This is a genomic window from Ruegeria sp. BC8 (genome assembly GCF_056535705.1).
In genome coordinates, this window is record NZ_JBQFIV010000001.1 from 2,251,038 (window position 1) to 2,268,891 (window position 17,854).

General features: G+C 62.8%; 21 protein-coding genes. 6 read left to right on the forward strand and 15 right to left on the reverse strand.

The window, feature by feature from the left end; genetic code table 11:
- Positions 1-18: 18 nt before the first annotated feature.
- Positions 19-1,257, reverse strand: coding sequence for an aspartate kinase (locus tag ACR3EK_RS11410; protein ID WP_170337962.1), 1,239 nt, complete (start codon positions 1,255-1,257; stop codon positions 19-21).
- A gap of 166 nt (positions 1,258-1,423) precedes the next feature.
- Between ACR3EK_RS11410 and ACR3EK_RS11415 the strand changes: the two genes are divergently transcribed.
- The gene (locus ACR3EK_RS11415; RefSeq protein WP_480633426.1) at positions 1,424-1,780 is read left to right on the forward strand and encodes a hypothetical protein; all 357 of its coding nucleotides are present in this window, start codon (positions 1,424-1,426) and stop codon (positions 1,778-1,780) included.
- Here the strand turns inward: ACR3EK_RS11415 and ACR3EK_RS11420 are convergent.
- The 5 genes from ACR3EK_RS11420 to ACR3EK_RS11440 form a co-directional block, all read right to left on the reverse strand.
- A complete protein-coding gene (locus ACR3EK_RS11420; protein WP_480633427.1) occupies positions 1,774-2,412 on the reverse strand; it encodes an SDR family oxidoreductase in 639 nt (212 codons plus the stop codon). The two genes, ACR3EK_RS11415 and ACR3EK_RS11420, sit on opposite strands and share 7 nt — an antisense overlap.
- Before the next feature lie 3 nt (positions 2,413-2,415).
- Positions 2,416-2,871, reverse strand: a complete 456-nt coding sequence (locus ACR3EK_RS11425) for a DUF1178 family protein (protein ID WP_480633428.1) — start codon at positions 2,869-2,871, stop codon at positions 2,416-2,418.
- Between the two features lie 72 nt (positions 2,872-2,943).
- Positions 2,944-3,408 carry an NUDIX hydrolase gene (locus ACR3EK_RS11430; RefSeq protein ID WP_170443499.1) on the reverse strand — a complete coding sequence of 155 codons (465 nt, stop codon included), beginning with the start codon at positions 3,406-3,408 and terminating at the stop codon, positions 2,944-2,946.
- Positions 3,409-3,521: 113 nt separating this feature from the next.
- Positions 3,522-4,271 carry an EcsC family protein gene (locus ACR3EK_RS11435; RefSeq protein ID WP_170337952.1) on the reverse strand — a complete coding sequence of 250 codons (750 nt, stop codon included), beginning with the start codon at positions 4,269-4,271 and terminating at the stop codon, positions 3,522-3,524.
- 54 nt (positions 4,272-4,325) lie between these two features.
- Entirely contained in the window at positions 4,326-4,820 is a 495-nt protein-coding gene (locus ACR3EK_RS11440) for a GNAT family N-acetyltransferase (RefSeq protein ID WP_480633429.1), read from the reverse strand.
- Positions 4,821-4,892: 72 nt separating this feature from the next.
- Here ACR3EK_RS11440 and ACR3EK_RS11445 point away from each other — a divergent pair, with 72 nt between their 5' ends.
- Positions 4,893-5,498 carry a flavin reductase family protein gene (locus ACR3EK_RS11445; protein ID WP_480633430.1) on the forward strand — a complete coding sequence of 202 codons (606 nt, stop codon included), beginning with the start codon at positions 4,893-4,895 and terminating at the stop codon, positions 5,496-5,498.
- A gap of 57 nt (positions 5,499-5,555) precedes the next feature.
- Here the strand turns inward: ACR3EK_RS11445 and ACR3EK_RS11450 are convergent, their stop codons facing one another.
- Complete coding sequence (locus tag ACR3EK_RS11450; RefSeq protein WP_480633431.1) at positions 5,556-7,190, reverse strand: SulP family inorganic anion transporter; 1,635 nt, start codon at positions 7,188-7,190, stop codon at positions 5,556-5,558.
- 216 nt (positions 7,191-7,406) lie between these two features.
- On the opposite strand from ACR3EK_RS11450, the gene ACR3EK_RS11455 reads away from it, so the two are divergent.
- Positions 7,407-8,279, forward strand: coding sequence for an S-methyl-5'-thioadenosine phosphorylase (locus ACR3EK_RS11455; protein ID WP_480633432.1), 873 nt, complete (start codon positions 7,407-7,409; stop codon positions 8,277-8,279).
- A gap of 61 nt (positions 8,280-8,340) precedes the next feature.
- Positions 8,341-8,970 carry a LysE family translocator gene (locus ACR3EK_RS11460; RefSeq protein ID WP_480633433.1) on the forward strand — a complete coding sequence of 210 codons (630 nt, stop codon included), beginning with the start codon at positions 8,341-8,343 and terminating at the stop codon, positions 8,968-8,970.
- A gap of 6 nt (positions 8,971-8,976) precedes the next feature.
- Here ACR3EK_RS11460 and ACR3EK_RS11465 read toward each other — a convergent pair whose 3' ends face one another.
- A complete protein-coding gene (locus tag ACR3EK_RS11465; RefSeq protein WP_222457049.1) occupies positions 8,977-9,150 on the reverse strand; it encodes a hypothetical protein in 174 nt (57 codons plus the stop codon).
- A gap of 209 nt (positions 9,151-9,359) precedes the next feature.
- Between ACR3EK_RS11465 and ACR3EK_RS11470 the strand changes: the two genes are divergently transcribed.
- Complete coding sequence (locus ACR3EK_RS11470; RefSeq protein WP_170337941.1) at positions 9,360-9,899, forward strand: adenine phosphoribosyltransferase; 540 nt, start codon at positions 9,360-9,362, stop codon at positions 9,897-9,899.
- Positions 9,900-10,068: 169 nt separating this feature from the next.
- On the forward strand, positions 10,069-10,551 hold the full coding sequence (locus ACR3EK_RS11475) for a fasciclin domain-containing protein (protein ID WP_093962740.1): 483 nt from the start codon (positions 10,069-10,071) through the stop codon (positions 10,549-10,551).
- A gap of 38 nt (positions 10,552-10,589) precedes the next feature.
- Here the strand turns inward: ACR3EK_RS11475 and ACR3EK_RS11480 are convergent, their stop codons facing one another.
- The 7 genes from ACR3EK_RS11480 to ACR3EK_RS11510 form a co-directional block, all read right to left on the reverse strand.
- Complete coding sequence (locus tag ACR3EK_RS11480) at positions 10,590-12,008, reverse strand: FAD-binding oxidoreductase (protein ID WP_480633434.1); 1,419 nt, start codon at positions 12,006-12,008, stop codon at positions 10,590-10,592.
- Positions 12,009-12,046: 38 nt separating this feature from the next.
- Positions 12,047-12,865 carry an MBL fold metallo-hydrolase gene (locus tag ACR3EK_RS11485; protein ID WP_480633435.1) on the reverse strand — a complete coding sequence of 273 codons (819 nt, stop codon included), beginning with the start codon at positions 12,863-12,865 and terminating at the stop codon, positions 12,047-12,049.
- Positions 12,866-12,956: 91 nt separating this feature from the next.
- Positions 12,957-13,541 carry a GNAT family N-acetyltransferase gene (locus tag ACR3EK_RS11490; RefSeq protein WP_093962743.1) on the reverse strand — a complete coding sequence of 195 codons (585 nt, stop codon included), beginning with the start codon at positions 13,539-13,541 and terminating at the stop codon, positions 12,957-12,959.
- Positions 13,541-14,803: a M16 family metallopeptidase gene (locus tag ACR3EK_RS11495; protein WP_170599168.1), complete on the reverse strand. Its 1,263-nt coding sequence runs from the start codon at positions 14,801-14,803 to the stop codon at positions 13,541-13,543. The genes ACR3EK_RS11490 and ACR3EK_RS11495 overlap by 1 nt, the downstream gene beginning before the upstream one ends.
- The gene (thrC, locus tag ACR3EK_RS11500) at positions 14,800-16,188 is read right to left on the reverse strand and encodes a threonine synthase (protein ID WP_480633436.1); all 1,389 of its coding nucleotides are present in this window, start codon (positions 16,186-16,188) and stop codon (positions 14,800-14,802) included. The genes ACR3EK_RS11495 and thrC overlap by 4 nt, the downstream gene beginning before the upstream one ends.
- Positions 16,185-16,862 (reverse strand): SURF1 family protein, encoded by a 678-nt coding sequence (locus tag ACR3EK_RS11505; protein ID WP_480633437.1) that lies wholly within the window; start codon positions 16,860-16,862, stop codon positions 16,185-16,187. The genes thrC and ACR3EK_RS11505 overlap by 4 nt, the downstream gene beginning before the upstream one ends.
- A 173-nt stretch (positions 16,863-17,035) precedes the next feature.
- Positions 17,036-17,851 carry a cytochrome c oxidase subunit 3 gene (locus ACR3EK_RS11510; protein WP_093962747.1) on the reverse strand — a complete coding sequence of 272 codons (816 nt, stop codon included), beginning with the start codon at positions 17,849-17,851 and terminating at the stop codon, positions 17,036-17,038.
- Positions 17,852-17,854: the final 3 nt, after the last annotated feature.

Here is a 17,854-nt window from a genome sequence, read left to right on the forward strand (position 1 = left end):
GGACCTTGGCCGAGATGCTCAGGCCGCCTTTTCCAGTTCAAAGGCATCATGCAGCGCCTGAACGGCAAGTTCCATGTATTTCCGGTCGACGAGGACGGAAATTTTGATCTCGGAGGTTGTAATGACCTTGATGTTGATCCCCTCATCCGAGAGTACCTTGAACATCTTGGCCGCCACGCCCGACTGCGAGCGCATGCCGATGCCCACCACCGAAACCTTGGCCACATCGGTGTCGGCGACCAGCTCGGCATAGTTCAACTCGCCACGCTCCTTGACTGCCAACAGCGCCTTTTCGGCGCGCGCCACCTGGTTGGTGGGGCAGGAAAAGGTCATGTCCGTGCGCCCCTCGTCCGAGATGTTTTGCACGATCATGTCGACGTTGATCCCCTCATCGCTGAGCGCGTTGAAGATGATCGCGGCGATGCCGGGGCGGTCGGCGACCGACACGACGGTCATCTTGGCCTCGTCCCGCGAATAGGCCACACCCGAGACTACATTGGATTCCATGATTTCCTCCTCGTCGACGACCAGGGTTCCGGCCTCGTCGGACTGTTCCTCGAAGCTTGAGAGAACACGCAGTTTCACCTTGTACCGCATCGCCAGCTCGACCGAGCGGGTCTGCAGCACCTTGGCCCCCAACGAGGCCAGTTCGAGCATTTCCTCGAACGAGATCTTGTCCAGCTTGCGCGCCTTCTCGCAGATGCGCGGATCGGTGGTATAGACGCCGTCCACATCCGTGTAGATGTCGCAGCGTTCGGCGTCGAAGGCGGCGGCAAAAGCCACGGCAGTGGTGTCCGAACCGCCCCGGCCCAACGTGGTGATCCGCCCCTCGGGGCTGAGACCCTGAAAGCCTGCCACCACCGCGACCTTCATGCCCTCGCCGAACTTCTGGTTGATGTTGTCGGTCGGAATATCAAGGATCCGCGCCGCCGAATGGGCGCCATCGGTCAGCAGCGGCACCTGCCAGCCCTGCCAGCTGCGGGCGGGGATCTCCATTTCCTGCAGCGTCAGCGCCATCAGACCGGCGGTGACATTCTCGCCCGAGGATACCACGGCATCATATTCGCGCGCGTCATACAGCGGCGAGATCTCGTCGACCCAGCCCACCAGCTCGTTGGTCTTGCCCGACATGGCCGACACGATGACGATGACGTCATAGCCCTTGGCCACTTCGACGCCGATGCGCTTGGCCGCGCGGCGGATGCGGTCCAGGTTGGCGACGGATGTGCCGCCGAATTTCATCACGAGTACGGGCATGGGGGCAAATGTCTCCGCGCCTTGGATTTCCGGTCCCGAGCGTCTTATGCGAGGCAACACACAAGAGCAAGGGCACATAGAACGGCAGGACACTGCAGCGCAACGCTTTACAAGGACCGGCAGCAATGTCAGCGTATCGTCAAGGATTTAAACCATGAGGAATACCATGCTGCGTTTTGTTTTCGCCTGTGCTCTGATGTCCAGCCCGGCTCTGGCCCAGGTGGCTTCACTGTCCGGAACGGACGGCCAGAACGCGTTGGGAACGGTCCCTTGTGCCGCGTTGGCGGGTCAGCCATTGAAAAATTGCCCTGCCGAGTTGCGGCGCAAGGATGATGGCACTGCAACCCTGGCGGTTCAGTTGGATACTGGGGAAGTACGCCGCATCTATTTCACCGATGGAAAGCCGGATTCCAGCAGCTCGACGTCGAAGATCACTTCGGAATCGCGGGGCGAAATTCTGGTGATCTTCATCGATCCCGGTGAAGTCTACGAGATCCCCAAGGCAGCGCTTGCCGCTCAGTAAGGATGTGCCTGCCCGTCCCAGGTTTCAAAGCAGCCGGTGGAGTCCAGGCTCAGTGCATCGAAACGCTCGGTCAACCCGGCAACGGCCTGTGACACGGTGATGTCGGCGGCCTGACCGCCCATGTCCGTCTGCACCCATCCCGGGTGATAGATGCCGACGGCGATGCCATCGTCCTTGAGATCCACCGCCAGGTTGCGCCCAAGGTTCAGCACAGCCGCCTTGGAGGCCCGATAGATATAGCTGCCTCCGGGCGCCCGCGTGTGCGAGGCCATCTGCGACGAGATGATCGCGATCTTGCCGCGCGCCGCACGCAGATTGGGCAACAAGGCCTGAATGGTCAGAAACACCCCGGTGACGTTGGCCGCAAAGGTCTGGTCCCACATCTCGGCCGGGTAGCCTTCGATTGTCTGGCCTTTGTCCAAGTAGACACCAGCATTGCAGATCAACAGATCTACGGGCTGGCCATCCAACTTGCGCGCCATCTGCGCCTGTTGCGCCGGGTCGGTAACGTCCAGACGAATATCGGTGGAATCGTCCCGTGCGGTGCCGGTGACAGTATCGCCTCGGCCACGATAGCACTCAGCAAGAGCACGCCCAATGCCGCGATTGGCGCCGGTGATAACAAGATGCACGGTTCAGTTCGTCTTTCGGCTTGGAATGAACGGTAGAGGGGCCACCGGAACCCCATCTTCGATCAGGGCCTTGGCCTCTTCCGGCTTGGCCTCGCCATAGATTGCACGCTCCGGGGCCTCGCCCAGATGTATCTTGCGGGCCTCGCGCGCAAATTCGCGGCCGACATAATCGGAATTCGCCTCGACCTTGGCGCGCAGGGCGTTCAGAACACGCTCTATCTCGGCCTTGGTCGGTTGGCGCTGGGCTTCGGGTCGATCACTGTTCTCCGCGCGCGGCATTGCAGCAGACGAGCGCGCAGACTGGACCCGCGGCGTCATGATCGCCTTTTCGACCTGGGTGCTGCCGCAAGTCGCGCAAGAGACCATTGCAGCCTTGGAAAGCTTGTCGTAAGCGTCCGCAGACTGGAACCAACTGTCAAACGCGTGACCATTGCAGCATTTCAGTGAATATTGAATCATCTGTCGCCCAAAATGTCGGTGGGCCAATAGATACTGACAGACATGGCAATATCAAGTCTTTACAGAGGCGGTTCAATGAGGATTGAGCGCATTTGACCGCAACAGCCCGGAAAGCCCGCCGATCGAAACCGCTTGTGCTGCTTTTTCCGGCAGCATCCATCTACGCCGCCGCTCGGCGACTTCGGGGAACCGATCCGCCGTCTTGGCAACAAGCAACGGGTAGACATCAACGACGCATGTCACCCGCCCCAGATCCCGGTGGTGTTTGTCGAAAGAGAACTGCCCGATACTGCGCGTCTCACAACGGCCTGTCACACCGGCCTCTTCCCAGGCCTCCTGCGCTGCGGTCTCAGACCCGCTTAGGCCGTCGATCATGCGGCCTTTGGGGATGATCCACCGCCCCGACCCCCGGGTCGTGATCAACAATATCTCAGGCACCCCGCGCCGAAGCCGGTAGCATAGAGCCGCAGACTGCGGCAGAACCGGAAATGCCCCGGTTTCGGACAGAATGTCTGGTGACAGCCCTGCGCTTTTCACGCTGCCCCGCCTCTTGTTTTGTTCTTCTTGCCTGTTTTCGGCCACTTATCTTGCGGGCCGATTGGGTGCAGGATACCACATCCTGCGGTTTTGTCCAATTTTGAAACTGAGGATCAGGCCAACATGCGACGTTGCAGACGCTGCACAAGCTCGTCATGCGGAATATCGGCATCGATCGCCAGACGCCGCAGGCCGAAATGCACACGGGCAATCTGCTGATAGTACCGGGCGTAGAGGTAGTTCGCGCCACCTCCGGCCAAGGCCCCCAATACCGGAACGGTCTGTGCCGCCAGTTTCTGCCCCAAAACGACCGACAACCTCGGAGCGACGGCGGCAATGATCTTTTGCAGAGCGGGGCCCGTCACGGTCAGTCGGACTGAAAAGAACCCCATGTCTGCGCCGTCGTCATGCGCCAAGGGACCTGCCGCCGACAAAACGCGGATGCAATCGAACTGCACGTTCCTTGCCGAGGGGTCAAAACCTTCACGCGATGCGGCACCCTGTATTGAGCGCAACAACATGGCCGTGGTCGCCGGAAGCTCGATCAACGCCGTCGTCAGGCCGCCAGCCCCACCCGCGGCGCCCATCGTGGTCGATATGGCGGTGTTGACCCACGGCTTCTGGTCGGGAACCGCGCGGCGCGATCCGTCAGCGGCACGAACTGCAAGCCACAAGGCCTGCTCGGTTGCACCGGTCAGCCCATCGCGCACCGAACCGGGCAGCTGTTCCAGCAGCGACTCAGCCGATCCACCCAGACGATTGAGCAACCTGATACCGCTGCCGCCCGCGCTGCGGTAGTGGCTTGCCAGCCGGTCCAACTCAGCGTCGGGGTCGATTTCTCCGACGAGAACGACGTCATTCATTCGGTGTCCTCCTGACCCTGAAACATTGGCATTTCACAACGCCGTTTCAATAGATCAGCGCGTCCAGCGGGTCACCGAACCACTCACTCCGTGCCATGCGCCGGTGGTCAAATCCAGCCCGAGAACCCGATCCGGGTTGGTTGGTGGGGGCATCTCAACACCCTCGAGCCGGGCAAACCCAAAGCGTGAATAATAGGGCGCGTCACCGACCAGCATGACCCGGTCCCACCCTTTGGCCCGCCCGGCTTCGATACCTTCGTGGATCAGAAAACCACCCAACCCTTCCCCCTGGTGGGTCGGGTGAACCGCAACGGGCCCCAGCAAGAGCGCATCGTGTGCGCCAACATGAACCGGCCAAAATCGGATGGCCCCAGCCAAGATGCCCTGCCCGTCACGGGCCACCATCGACAGGCCCGAAACTGGCGGAACATCGTCGCGCAAGCGGTAGGACGACAGCGCCTCGCGCCCCGGCGCAAAGCACAGGTCGTAGAGGGCTTCGACTTCCCACCAATCCTCCGGCTCTTCCGGCCTGATCCCGAACTGCTGCACCGCGGCCCTCTTTTCGACTCTGGCAATCGCCCTAGCACTTCGCTAGGCCTTGAGCAAACGCTTGGAGATCAGATGTTCTATCGCCCCGAAGACGGTCACGGTTTGCCGCACAACCCGTTCAACGCCATCATCACACCGCGCCCGATCGGGTGGATCTCGACCCGTGGCGCGGATGGGATCAACAATCTGGCGCCCTATTCGTTCTTCAACGGGGTCGCCTATACGCCGCCTCAGGTGATGTTTGCCTCAACCGGCACAAAACACGACCAGGACCGCGGAAAGGACAGCATCGCCAATATCGAGGCGACCGGCGTCTTTTGCGTCAACGTGGTGGCCCACGCCCATCGGGATGCGATGAACGCAAGCTCGGCCAGCCTTCCGAAAGAGGTGGACGAGTTCGCTCACGCCGGCCTTACACCGGTGGAATGCGAAACCATCCCATGCGCCCGCATCGAAGGCGCCCCCGCCGCGCTGGAATGCAAGTTGACCCAGATCGTCACGCTGCCCGGCGAAGCCAACCGGGTGGTTTTCGGAGAGGTCATCGGCGTGTACCTGCGCGATGATTGCCTGAAAGACGGCAAGTTCGACGTCACCACCTTTCAACCTTTGTCGCGGCTTGGCTATCGCGACTACTCGGTGGTGACGGATTTGTTTTCCCTCAATCGCCCAGACGATTGAGCCGGGTTTGGGGGCTCTGCCCCCGCCGCGCGGTGCGAGGCAGGGCCACGCATTGCTTCAGTGGCCGCCCAGAATGCCGGTTCGGACCGAATAGTCTACCGCAAGGCCGTAATCCGGGTCATCGTCGCTGTCGACCATCAGGTGACCTGCTTTCTTGAGCAGCTTGTGGCAATCCCGGCTGAGATGGCGCAGCATGACGCGCTTTCCTGCCGCCTCGTATTTCGCGGCGACGTTCTCGATCGCCTGCAGGGCCGATTGGTCGACCACGCGGCTGTCGGCAAAATCCACGATCACCGTTTCCGGGTCGTTTTGGACATCGAACAGTTCGACAAACCCCTCGGACGAGCCGAAGAACAGCGGCCCCTTGATCTCGTAGACCTTGGCGCCTTTCTCGGTTTCCGAGTCGCGGGTGACCGCGTGGATGCGCTTGGCGTTGTTCCAGGCATAGGCCAGCGCCGAAACGATCACGCCGACCACGACGGCCACAGCGAGGTCTTCCATCACGGTGACGACGGTGACCAGAACGATGACGAAGGCGTCGGTCAGCGGCACCTTGCGCAGGATGTTGAATGAGTTCCAGGCGAAGGTGCCGATCACCACCATGAACATCACGCCAACCAACGCAGCCAGCGGAATTTGTTCGATCAAAGGCGAGCCGACAAGGATGAACACCAGCAAGAACAGAGCCGCGGCGATCCCGGCTACTCGGGTGCGGCCGCCGGACTTCACGTTGATCATCGACTGCCCGATCATCGCACAGCCGCCCATGCCGCCAAAGAACCCGGTCACGACGTTGGCGGTACCCTGCGCGATGCATTCCTGCGAAGCGCCGCCACGCTTGCCGGTGATCTCGCCCACCAGGTTCAGGGTCAGCAGGGATTCGATCAGGCCGATGGCCGCCAGGATCACGGCGTAGGGCAGAATGATCTCAAACGTCTCCCAGGTCAGCGGAACCATGGGGATGTGGAATTTCGGCAGGCCGCCCTCGATCGAGGCCAGGTCTCCGACGCGCGGGACATCCAGCCCCATGCCGATCACCAGCGCAGCCACCACGACGATGCCCGCCAGCGGCGCTGGCACAATGCGCGTGATGCGCGGCATCACCCAGATCACCGCCATGGTCAGCGCGACCAGCCCCAGCATCGTATAGAGTTGCATCCCGGACAGCCATTCACCACCGCTCATGCCGTGGCCGGTGTTTTCCATGGTGCCCGGCACCTTGAACTGGCCCAGTTGCGCCAGAAAGATCACGATCGCCAGGCCGTTGACAAAACCCAGCATCACCGGATGCGGCACCAGGCGAATGAACCGGCCCCAATGCATGGCCCCCGCGACAATCTGCAGGATGCCCATCAAAACCACTGTGGCGAACAGGTATTCGACCCCGTGCTGCGCCACCAGCGCCACCATGACGACCGCCAGCGCACCGGTTGCGCCCGAGATCATACCCGGACGGCCCCCGATCAGCGCAGTGATCAGCCCAACGAGGAACGCCGCATACAGGCCTACCAGCGGGTGAACCCCGGCGACGAAGGCAAAGGCCACCGCTTCGGGCACCAGGGCCAGGGCGACGGTCAGGCCCGACAAAAGCTCGATCCGCAGGCGGGCGGGGGTCAGCTTTTCGTCCGGCATCCAGCTCAAATCGGGAATGGCGAGGCGATTGGCAAAGCTTGCCAGCAAGGCTCGGGGCATGAATTGGTCCTGTGGGTCAGAATGTTCGCGCGAAGGCGGTCGTATACCCGCCTTCGGCGCTGTCTGCTAGCCCATCGATGGCAGGCTGTCATGCAAAAACTGCAAGGCGACGCCCCTTGTGGCGCCTGTGCGGCGCAATAACACCGGCAAGCCTTGCCAAATGCCCGACAAGCCCGCAGAAATTCCCTCAGGCAGGTATCGCAGCGGAGAACGAACGTGGCCCAGACAAAAATTGCCGTCATCGGCGGATCGGGAATTTATGACATCGACGGGCTGGAAACGCCGCAATGGGTTACCGTGGAAACGCCTTGGGGCGCGCCGTCCGACCAGATCCTGACCGGGACACTGGACGGCATCGAGATGGCCTTTCTGCCCCGCCACGGGCGCGGGCATGTGCATTCGCCGACCGAGGTGCCCTATCGTGCCAATATCGACGCGCTGAAACGGCTGGGGGTGACCGATGTGATCTCGGTTTCGGCCTGCGGCTCCTTCCGCGAACACATGGCGCCGGGCGATTTCGTGGTCGTCGATCAGTTCATCGACCGCACCTTCGCCCGCGAGAAAAGCTTTTTCGGCACCGGCTGCGTCGCCCATGTCAGCGTGGCCCATCCGACCTGCCCGCGCGTGTGCGATGCCTGTGAATCCGCCGCCCGGGCGGCCGGCATCACCGTGCACCGTGGCGGCACCTATCTGGCGATGGAAGGGCCGCAATTCTCGACGCTGGCGGAATCGAAGATGTACCGCGAGCAGTGGGGCTGCGACGTGATCGGCATGACCAACATGCCCGAGGCCAAACTGGCCCGCGAGGCCGAGCTTTGCTATGCCTCGGTGGCGATGGTCACCGACTATGACAGCTGGCACCCCGATCACGGCGAAGTGGACGTGACCGCTATCATCGCGACGCTGACCGGCAACGCCGAGAAGGCGCGCGCCTTGGTCAAAGGCCTGCCCGCCATGCTGGGAGCGGACCGCGCGCCCTGCCCGCATGGCTGCGATCTTGCGCTGGACCACGCGATTTTGACGGCCCCGGAAAAGCGCGACCCGCAAGTGCTGGCCAAGCTGGATGCGGTGGCGGGCCGGGTATTGTAGGCGTCCTTGACGGCCTCGTGTTTTCTTAGGCTAGCTGCTGCGGATTTGACGGAGTTGGATGATGGATTTTGAACTTTGGCTGGCCTTTGTCGCAGCCTCGACCGCCCTTCTGCTGATCCCGGGACCGACGGTTCTGCTGGTGCTCAGCTATGCGCTGTCCAAAGGGCGCAGCGTGGCCGTGGCCTCGGCCACGGGGGTTGCGCTGGGGGACCTGATCGCTATGACCGCCTCGTTGCTGGGGCTTGGGGCGCTGGTGCTGGCGTCGGCCACGTTGTTTTCGGTGCTGAAATGGGTGGGCGCCGCCTATCTGGTCTGGCTGGGCATCAAGCTGCTGCGCAGTGCGCCGTCCGGCGGGATGCAGGCGGTGGCCACCGCGCGCGACGTTACCGCCCGCGGCGTATTCGGCCATGCGGCCGCTGTCACTGCGCTGAACCCGAAATCCATCGCCTTCTTCATCGCCTTCGTGCCGCAATTTCTGCGCCCGGCCGAGCCGCTGGGCCCGCAGTCCGCGATCCTGATTGCGACTTTCGTGGGATTGGCCGGGCTGAACGCGCTGGCCTATGCGCTACTGGCCGACCGGCTGCGCCGCGTAATCGGCCGCCCCGGCATCATCACCGGCATGACCCGTTTCGGAGGGTTGACCCTGATCGGAATGGGCGTGGCCACGGCGGTACTGCGTCGCCCGGCCTGAAGGCAGTCAGGTCCCGGCGTTCTCAGCCATGAATGCGCGAATGAACTTGCGGATCTCGCGCGCGGCCGAGGTGTCGAGATCGCGGCACAGCGCAACGAACGCGTCGCGTTCGTCCTTGTCCAGGCGCAGAACCAGCTGGCTGTTCTTTTTGGTGGATCCCTTGAGGTCGGCCTTGGCCACGGCTGTCATCCTTATTCTGGGCCTGCATCAGCGCGTGGCACCTTGTATAGACAAAGCGCATCGCTTGTCGATACCCGCAGCCCCCCAAGGGCGGGTGGTCCCGGCGCATCTGTTCCGCAGCAAATACGCTCAGGAAGGCAGCCGTGGCTTGCATGACTGGCCGTGATACGCCAAACACCGCCGTGTTTTGACGCAAGAAGGGTTGCCCCATGTCCAGAAGCAAAACGGTCAAGGATTACATTCGGACTATCGTCGATTTTCCCCACGAAGGGATCATGTTCCGCGACGTGACGACCCTGTTTGCGGATCCCCGCGGGTTTCGCATGGCCATCGACCAGATGCTGCACCCCTATGCCGGCGAGCGCATCGACAAGGTCGTGGGGCTTGAGGCGCGCGGTTTCATCCTGGGCGGCGCGATCGCTCACCAGCTGAGCGTGGGCTTCGTTCCGATCCGCAAGAAGGGCAAGCTGCCGGGCACCACGATCAGCGAGGAATACAAGCTGGAATACGGCGAGGCCATCGTCGAGATCCACGATGACGCGATCCAGCCCGGCGAGAAGGTTCTGGTGGTTGATGACCTGCTGGCCACCGGCGGCACTGCCGCGGCAGGCATCAAGCTGATCGAGCGTCTGGGCGGCGAGATCGTCAGCTGCGCCTTCATCATCGACCTGCCCGAGCTGGGTGGCCGGAAGGTGCTGGAGGAGATGGGCATGGACGTCCATGTCTTGTGCGAATTCGAAGGGCTGTGAACAGACAACAGTCACGATTTCGTGACTTGCCGCTGAAAACGCCGCGCGCTTAGCGCGGCGTCGTTCGTTTTCCAGTCGGTTTTTTGCCCCCGACGCATGATCTTTTCCCGGCGTGTCGCCGTATCGCCCCTGATGTCGCCGATGACATCCTCAACAAGGGAAGTAGATCATGTTTCGCAAATTCGCTGTTGCCGGTGTCGCCAGTATCCTGTTTTCGACCGCTGCCATGGCCGACGGCCACGGCAAGGACATTGTGGACACCGCTGTCGGGGCTGGCAGCTTCAACACTCTGGTCGCAGCCGTGCAGGCCGCCGAGTTGGTTGACACGCTGAAGGGCGAAGGTCCGTTTACCGTTTTCGCGCCTACCGATGAAGCCTTTGCCGCGCTGCCCGAAGGCACCGTGGAAACGCTGCTGAAGCCCGAGAACAAGGATCAACTTGTGGCGATCCTCACCTATCACGTGGTTCCGGGCAAGGTGATGTCGGGTGATCTGTCCGACGACATGACCGCCGCCACCGTACAGGGTGGAGAGATCACGATCGATCTCGACAACGGTGTCATGGTCAATGACGCAAATGTCGTTCAGGCAGATATCGAAACCAGCAATGGCGTGATCCACGTCATCGACAAGGTTATCCTGCCCGAGTCGTAAAGAACGCATCGCTGCGGCCCGGAGCGTCCGGGCCGCACTCACACATCTGACAGGACGGCGCCCGGGTTCATTATCCCGAGCGGGTCCAAAGCAGCCTTTATGGCGCGCATGGCCGACAGTTTGGCCGGATCACCATAGCGTTCCAGATCGCCGGTCTTCAAACGGCCCACCCCATGCTCGGCACTGACCGATCCTTCAAATTCATGCACCAGGTCATGAACCGCGCGCTTGATCGCGCCGCGCCGGTCATCGAACTCGCCCCGGTCGTGACCTTTGGGCGGGAAGACGTTGTAGTGCAGGTTGCCGTCCCCCAGATGACCAAAGCAGTTCACCCGGAACGGTCCGAGGGCCGCAATCGCCTTGCCGCCTTGCCGGATGAAGTCGGGGATCCGCGAAATCGGAACCGAGATATCGTGGCTGGACACCGAACCGATCAACCGGTTTGCCTCGGGGATGCGTTCGCGCACCGACCACAGCGCGTCGCGCTGCGCGGCGCTCTGGGCGATGACGCCGTCCGACACCAGACCACGCGCCTCCGCTGCCAAGAACAAGGATTCCAGCGCCGCCTCGGGCTCGTGCCCCGCCGCCAATCCCAGCTCGATCAGGACCGACCATTCCGGCGGTGTGTCAAAGGGTTGCCGCACGTCCGGCAAGACCTCTGCCAGAAAATCCAGCCCCTGTCTGTGGATCAGTTCGAATGCGCTGACGGTTTCGCCCAGATGGTCCCGGGCCAGGGCCAGCAGGTCGATCGCCGCTTCGGGACTGGCCACCTGAAAGATCGCCGTGCCCAGCCCGGCAGGACGCGGGAACAGTTTGAGCGAGGCGGCGGTGATAACCCCCAGCGTGCCCTCGGACCCGATCAGCAGGTTGCGCAGGTCATAACCGGTGTTGTCCTTGCGCAGCCGCCCCAGCCCGTGCCAGATCTCCCCGTTGGGCAGAACCGCCTCGAGCCCGAGGCACAGATCCCGCGCATTGCCATAGCGCAGGACGTTGACGCCCCCTGCATTGGTAGCCAGGTTTCCCCCGATCCGGCATGACCCCTGCGCCGCCAGCGACAACGGAAACAACCGATTGGCCGCCTCGGCCGCGGCCTGAATGTCGGCCAGCACCGCACCAGCCTCGGCGATCAGGATGTTTTCGGTCGGGTAGACGGCCCGGATCGCGCGCATCCGCTCGAGCGTCAGGATCAGGGGCGCGGGGCCATCCGCCATGACCTGCCCGCCCACAAGACCGGTGCCGCCACCGTATGGCACCACCGGGACGCGGGCCTCGGACGCCAATCGCACCAAGGCTGCGACCTGCTCAACCGTGCGGGGCAAGGCCAGCAGACCCGCCTGCCCGACAAAGCGGCGGCGCGGCTCGTCCAGATAGCGCGGCTCGACCGGGCGCAGTATATCGTCACCCAGGCGGGCGCGGATGGTTTCGGCAAAGGTTTCGTCGGCAGGGTTCAAATGCATGCCCTCTGCATGCCCAAGCCCGCGGCGCACGGCAAGGCTTATTCCAGTTCCATCAGGTATTGCGGCTCGAGCACTACCACCGTCGGGCGGTCCGGGAGGGTCCGCAGGGACACTTCGATCTCCGAAACCCCATCCCGGCGCACCGGGAAGTCGGATCGGATATCGGCCAGGAACCGGTCCAGCGAATAGCCCGAGAACCAGTGCATCGGAATGATGACCGAGCTTTTCAGCCGCTGCAGGACCGAGATCATCTCGGGCAAGGGCATGGTCGTGCCCCCGTCTACCGCCGCCATGACCACGTCCAGCCGCCCAAGGGCGGCGAATTGCGCGTCGGACGGCACATGGTGCAGATGTCCCAGATGGCCGATGCACAGGCCTTCGACCTCGAACACGAAGATCGAGTTTCCGCGTTCTTCCACTCCGCCGTATGCTGACCGGATATCGGTCGATACGTTGCGCACCAGCAATTCGCCCAGATCGAGGTAATGTTCGATGCCCTGCCCGAACTCACCCCACCCCGGCAGCACATGCGGGATGGCCGGATCGGGATAGGCGGTCCAATGGGTGTCATGGGCGTGGTTCATCGTCACGATGTCGGGAATCAGATCCGCGCCGCCGATGAAGCCGGTATAGTCGGTCACGGCATTCAGCCCGCCGGGTGTCTGGATCAGAAAGGACGCATGCGCGACATAGCTGATCCGCACCGAGAATTCGGGCACCGGATCCTGCCACGCCGCCTTGTGCACATATTCGATGCCGGGGGTGTTCTGAGCGATGGCGATGCAATGGCTCGGCCGACGCTCCTGCGCCGCCGCCGTCCCTGCCAGCAAGATCAGACCCGCCAAAACACTCCGCATGATCGGAAGTCTAGCGCATCGGCGCCTCGAGTCACGTCACTGGGCCCAAATTTCGGAAACAGTCCCGCCCACATCAGGTCCGAACGGCCGTCTAGCCCGCGTCCGTCCGCCCGCGCCGGTCCGAGCGCAGCGACGCATAGAGCACATGCGTACGCCACCGCCCGTTGATCTGCAGATAGGATTGCGCCACGCCCTCGTATTTGAACCCCGAGCTTTCCAACAGCCCGCGAGAGGCGGCGTTTTCCGGCAGGCAGGCGGCCTCGATCCGGCTCAGGTCCAGTCGGGTAAAGGCGTAATGCACCACGGCGCCGATGGCCTCGCGCATGTAACCCTGCCGGGCAAAGGCCTGCCCGGTCCAATAGCCCAGCGTTCCGGCCTGCGCCGGCCCCCGGCGGATGTTGTCCAGCGTAATGGCGCCCACCAGCATGTCATCCGTTCTGCGGAAGAGGAACAGCGGAACCGCCGTGCCATTGGCCACCGAGCGTTGCGCCCAGTAGACACGGTTGGTGAACGATTTGCGGGTCAGATGATCCTTGGCCCAGATCGGCTCCCACGGGGTCAGATACTCGCGCGAGGCCAGCCGCAGCGCGGCCCAGTCGTTGAAGTCGGAATGCACGGGCGGGCGCAAGCTCAACCGCTCGGTCTCGAGTTTCAGCCTGCGTCTGCCCAACAGCATCACGCCGCGCGCCTCTCCTGCAGCCTCTCCAGTGTCGGCGCACCACCCACAGGTCCGTAGAGCGCCAGTGCTGCCGGGGCCTGAACCGCCATCTTTTCGGCAAAGGCCCGGACGTCGGCGGTGCTGACCGCGTCGATCTTGGCCACGGTTTCCTCGAGCGGCGGAACACGGCCCCATATCTGCACCAGCCGGGCCAGACGTTCGGCCCGGTTCGAAGGGCTTTCCAGCCCCATCAGCATCCCGGCCTTCATCTGTGCGCGGGCGCGGGCAACCTCCTCGGGGCTCATGTCCTCGGCGGCGCGCTTCATCTCGTCGATGGTGATGGTGGCCAGCTCGCCCACCTGATCGGCCGAAGTGCCGGCATAGATCGTGGTCGTTCCCGTGTCGGCATAGGCGCCGGTCTGGGCAAAGATCGTATAGCACAGCCCGCGGGTCTCACGCACTTCCTGAAACAGGCGCGAGGACATGCCGCCGCCCAGCGCGGTCGAATAGATCTGCGCGGTATAGATCTCGTCATTACGATAGCCCGGGCTTTCCAGCGCCAGCGCGAAATGCGCTTGTTCCAGCGCCTTGTCCCGCCGCGCCTCGCCGCCGGTGAACCGCGCGGGATCCGGTAGCAGCCCCTTGCGGGGTTGCAGGTGTCCGAACATCTCTTCGGCCAGTTTCATCAACTGGTCATGATCGACGGCGCCTGCCGCCGACAGGATCATCTGGTCGGGCGCATAGTGCTCGGCCACGAAGGCCGACAGGTCGTCGCGCGAAAAGGCGCTGACTCTTTCGGTCGGCCCCAGAATCGTGCGGCCCAGCGGCTGATCGCGATAGCTCTGTTCCTGCAGCCAGTCAAAGATCACATCGTCGGGCGTGTCATGCGCCTGTCCGATTTCCTGCAGGATCACGCCGCGCTCAACCTCGATCTCGCGCGGGTCGAAGACGGGGTTCAGGACGATGTCGCCGATCACGTCCATCGCCAGCGCCACGTCATCCTTCAGCACCCGGGCGTAATAGGCCGTCACCTCGCGCGAGGTATAGGCGTTGATATAGCCGCCCACATCCTCGATCGCCTCGGCGATCTGCAAAGCAGAGCGCCGCTCGGTGCCCTTGAAGGCCATATGCTCGAGGAAATGCGCGATGCCGTTCTGTTCGATCCGCTCGTGCCGCCCGCCGGCGGTCACCCAGATGCCGATGGCGGCCGATTGCAGCCCCGGCATCTGTTCGCTGACGATCCGAAAGCCGTTTGTTAGTTGGTCCAGTCTGACAGTCACTCAGCAATATGCCTTTTGATATGATCCTCGATGGCGCCCAGATCGTTGGCGATGCGGGTCACCCGTTCCGGACGTTCATACAGATCGGACATGCGCGAGGGAAGAGGCGGATGCACACCGCTGGCCTGCTCGACCGCGGCGGGGAATTTCGCCGGGTGCGCGGTGGCCAGAGTAACCATGGGCACATCGGCGGCGCGGGTGTCTTCGGCCACCTTGATGCCCACGGCGGTATGCGGGCAGACCAGCTCGGCGCTGTGTTCCAGCGTGGACTTGATCGTGGCGAGCGTTTCCTCTTCGGACACACGGCCCGAGTCGAAGCTTTCGCGCAGGGCCTCCATCGCGCCCTGGCTGACGTGGAAGCCGCCCTGTTTCAGCTCGTCCATCAACTGCGCCACGGCCCGCCCGTCCTCGCCATAGGCATAGTACAGGGCGCGCTCGAAGTTCGAGCTGACCTGAATGTCCATCGACGGGCTGATCGAGGGGATGGTGTCGCCCTTGAAATAGCCCTGCCCCGACAGGCAGCGATGCAGGATGTCGTTCTGGTTGGTCGCCACCACCAGACGGTCGATGGGCAGACCCATCCGCTTGGCGATGTAGCCGGCGAAGATGTCGCCGAAATTGCCAGTGGGCACCGTGAAGCTGACCTTGCGATGCGGCGCGCCCAGGCTGGTCGCGGCCGAGAAATAATAGACCACCTGAGCCAACACGCGGGCAAAGTTGATCGAGTTCACTCCGGCCAGTTTCACGCCGTCGCGGAAGTCGAAATCGTTGAACATGTCCTTCACGGCGGCCTGACAGTCGTCGAAATCGCCATCGACGGCCAGCGCGTGCACGTTGCTGTCGGCGGGGGTGGTCATCTGGCGGCGCTGCACCTCGGAGACGCGGCCATGCGGGAAAAGGATGAACACATCGACCGCATCCAGCCCCCGGAAAGCCTCGATCGCGGCCGATCCGGTGTCGCCGCTGGTGGCGCCCACGATGGTAACACGTTCGCCCCGCCGCTTCAGCGCCACCTGGAACAGCTGGCCGATCAACTGCATGGCGAAATCCTTGAAGGCCAGCGTGGGCCCGTGGAACAGCTCCAGCAAAAAGTGGTTCTCGTTCAGCTGCTTCAAAGGCGCGCGAGCATTATGGCCGAACCCGGCATAGGCGCGGGCGATGATCTCTTTGAATTCGTCCCCGGCGAATGAGCCGCTGACATACGGCCACATGACGCGGAACGCGATCTCTTCATAGGGCAGCCCGGCAAGCGCGGCGATCTCGCCCTGACTCAGAACCGGAATCTCGGCAGGCAGGTACAGGCCGCCGTCGCGGGCCAGACCGGTCAGCATCGCCTCTTCAAAGCTCAGTTCGGGCGCCTGCCCGCGGGTCGAGATATATTTCATTGCGCGTCACTTTCTGATGGGGCGCGGCCGCGCCACAGGAAATATCCGGTCATTGCGGCCCAGACCAGCGCCAGGCCGAACCATGTCACCGCGTATTGCAGATGGTCGTTGGGAATACCCGCCGTATCCACCGGCAGCGGCGTGATGGCGGGATCGGTCTGGCTGCGGGCAACCAGTAGGATCGGTTCGGCCCCAAGCGCATCGGCCAGCGCGGGCACGTCGCGGGCAAACCAGATGTTGCCCGCCGGGTCCGGTTCGGGGGTATAGCCGTCGATCTCGTCCGGCCAATGCAGATTGCCGACAACCTTCATGGGGCCGATCTGGCGTTCGGCCTGTTTGGCCGTTGTGGGCACAAAGCCCCGATCCACCAGGATCATGCGGTCACCGGTTCGGAACGGCGCGATGATCCGATAGCCCGGCCCGACCTGTTTGACGGAAACCAGTACATGGATTTCGCCGGGCAGCATCTCGCCCGATACCTCTATGGGCAGATAGCGATCGGCTTCAGGGTCGACCGCCTCGGGCAGCGGCACCGGATCGGTGGCGATCCGGGCTTCGATGTCGGCCAGAATGCCCTCTTTCCAGGCCAGACGCTGAACCTGCCAAGTGCCCAGAGACACAAGAACCGCCAGCCCGGCGAGTCCAAAAATCAGCAGAAACAGGATGCGGCGCATGTCTGGCCCTTGTTGCGTATCATAGCGGCTCGGGGTCAAGCCGGCGTCTTGTTACGGTCTGTGCGCAAGGAAATGCAACCTTGCAATTGTACGGGGCGCAATCCCTTGCGCCCCTGATCGAGAAAAAGCCGCCCCGAGGGGCGGCTTTTGCAATTCGACAGCCTCGCGGGGCGTTACATCAGCGGTGCCTGACCCCAGATGTAGACTGCGAAGAACAGGAACAGCCAGACAACGTCGACAAAGTGCCAGTACCATGCGGCCGCCTCGAACCCGACGTGTTTCTCCGGGGTAAAGTCGCCACGAAGCGCGCGGATCAGACAGACAGTCAGGAAGATGGTGCCGATGATCACATGTGCGCCGTGGAAGCCGGTTGCCATGAAGAAGTTCGAGTAGAACTGATCGCCTCCGAACTCCCAGCCTTCGTGGGCCAGCAGTTCATAGTATTCGAAGGCCTGCAGGAAGGTGAAGGCGATACCCAGGACGATACCGATCGCGAGACCCTGAATCAGCGCCTTGCGGTCGTTGTCGTGGACCAGCGCGTGGTGCGCCCAAGTGATCGCACAGCCCGACAGCAACAGAACCAGAGTGTTGATCAGCGGCAGGTGGAACGGGTCCACCGCGTGGATGTCAGGCTGGATGTATTCGGTGCCGGCATAGTCGTACATCGGATACATGCGATGTTTGAAGAACGACCAGAACCAGGCGAAGAAGAACATCACCTCGGACATGACGAACAGGATGAACCCGTAGCGCAGCCCGATCCGGACCACCGGGGTGTGATCACCCGCGCGGCTTTCGGCCACGACCTCGGACCACCAGGCAAACATCGTGTAGAGAACCGCCACAAGACCACCCCAGAACACGAAGGAGGTCATGCCGTGCATCCACAAGACGGCTCCGAACAGCATGACGAAGCCACCGATCGCGCCGATCAGCGGCCAGATCGAAGGTGCCAGAATGTGGTAATCGTGGTTTTTTGCGTGTGCCATCAG

What these genes read in the sequence shown, in the direction of transcription:
- ACR3EK_RS11410 (WP_170337962.1), bottom strand. Translation starts at nt 1,257, where the DNA reads ATGCCCGTACTCGTGATGAAATTCGGCGGCACATCCGTCGCCAACCTG.
- ACR3EK_RS11415 (WP_480633426.1), top strand. Translation starts at nt 1,424, where the DNA reads ATGCTGCGTTTTGTTTTCGCCTGTGCTCTGATGTCCAGCCCGGCTCTG.
- ACR3EK_RS11425 (WP_480633428.1), bottom strand. Translation starts at nt 2,871, where the DNA reads ATGATTCAATATTCACTGAAATGCTGCAATGGTCACGCGTTTGACAGT.
- ACR3EK_RS11435 (WP_170337952.1), bottom strand. Translation starts at nt 4,271, where the DNA reads ATGAATGACGTCGTTCTCGTCGGAGAAATCGACCCCGACGCTGAGTTG.
- ACR3EK_RS11445 (WP_480633430.1), top strand. Translation starts at nt 4,893, where the DNA reads ATGTTCTATCGCCCCGAAGACGGTCACGGTTTGCCGCACAACCCGTTC.
- ACR3EK_RS11450 (WP_480633431.1), bottom strand. Translation starts at nt 7,190, where the DNA reads ATGCCCCGAGCCTTGCTGGCAAGCTTTGCCAATCGCCTCGCCATTCCC.
- ACR3EK_RS11460 (WP_480633433.1), top strand. Translation starts at nt 8,341, where the DNA reads ATGGATTTTGAACTTTGGCTGGCCTTTGTCGCAGCCTCGACCGCCCTT.
- ACR3EK_RS11470 (WP_170337941.1), top strand. Translation starts at nt 9,360, where the DNA reads ATGTCCAGAAGCAAAACGGTCAAGGATTACATTCGGACTATCGTCGAT.
- ACR3EK_RS11475 (WP_093962740.1), top strand. Translation starts at nt 10,069, where the DNA reads ATGTTTCGCAAATTCGCTGTTGCCGGTGTCGCCAGTATCCTGTTTTCG.
- ACR3EK_RS11480 (WP_480633434.1), bottom strand. Translation starts at nt 12,008, where the DNA reads ATGCATTTGAACCCTGCCGACGAAACCTTTGCCGAAACCATCCGCGCC.
- ACR3EK_RS11485 (WP_480633435.1), bottom strand. Translation starts at nt 12,865, where the DNA reads ATGCGGAGTGTTTTGGCGGGTCTGATCTTGCTGGCAGGGACGGCGGCG.
- ACR3EK_RS11490 (WP_093962743.1), bottom strand. Translation starts at nt 13,541, where the DNA reads ATGCTGTTGGGCAGACGCAGGCTGAAACTCGAGACCGAGCGGTTGAGC.
- thrC (WP_480633436.1), bottom strand. Translation starts at nt 16,188, where the DNA reads ATGAAATATATCTCGACCCGCGGGCAGGCGCCCGAACTGAGCTTTGAA.
- ACR3EK_RS11505 (WP_480633437.1), bottom strand. Translation starts at nt 16,862, where the DNA reads ATGCGCCGCATCCTGTTTCTGCTGATTTTTGGACTCGCCGGGCTGGCG.
- ACR3EK_RS11510 (WP_093962747.1), bottom strand. Translation starts at nt 17,851, where the DNA reads ATGGCACACGCAAAAAACCACGATTACCACATTCTGGCACCTTCGATC.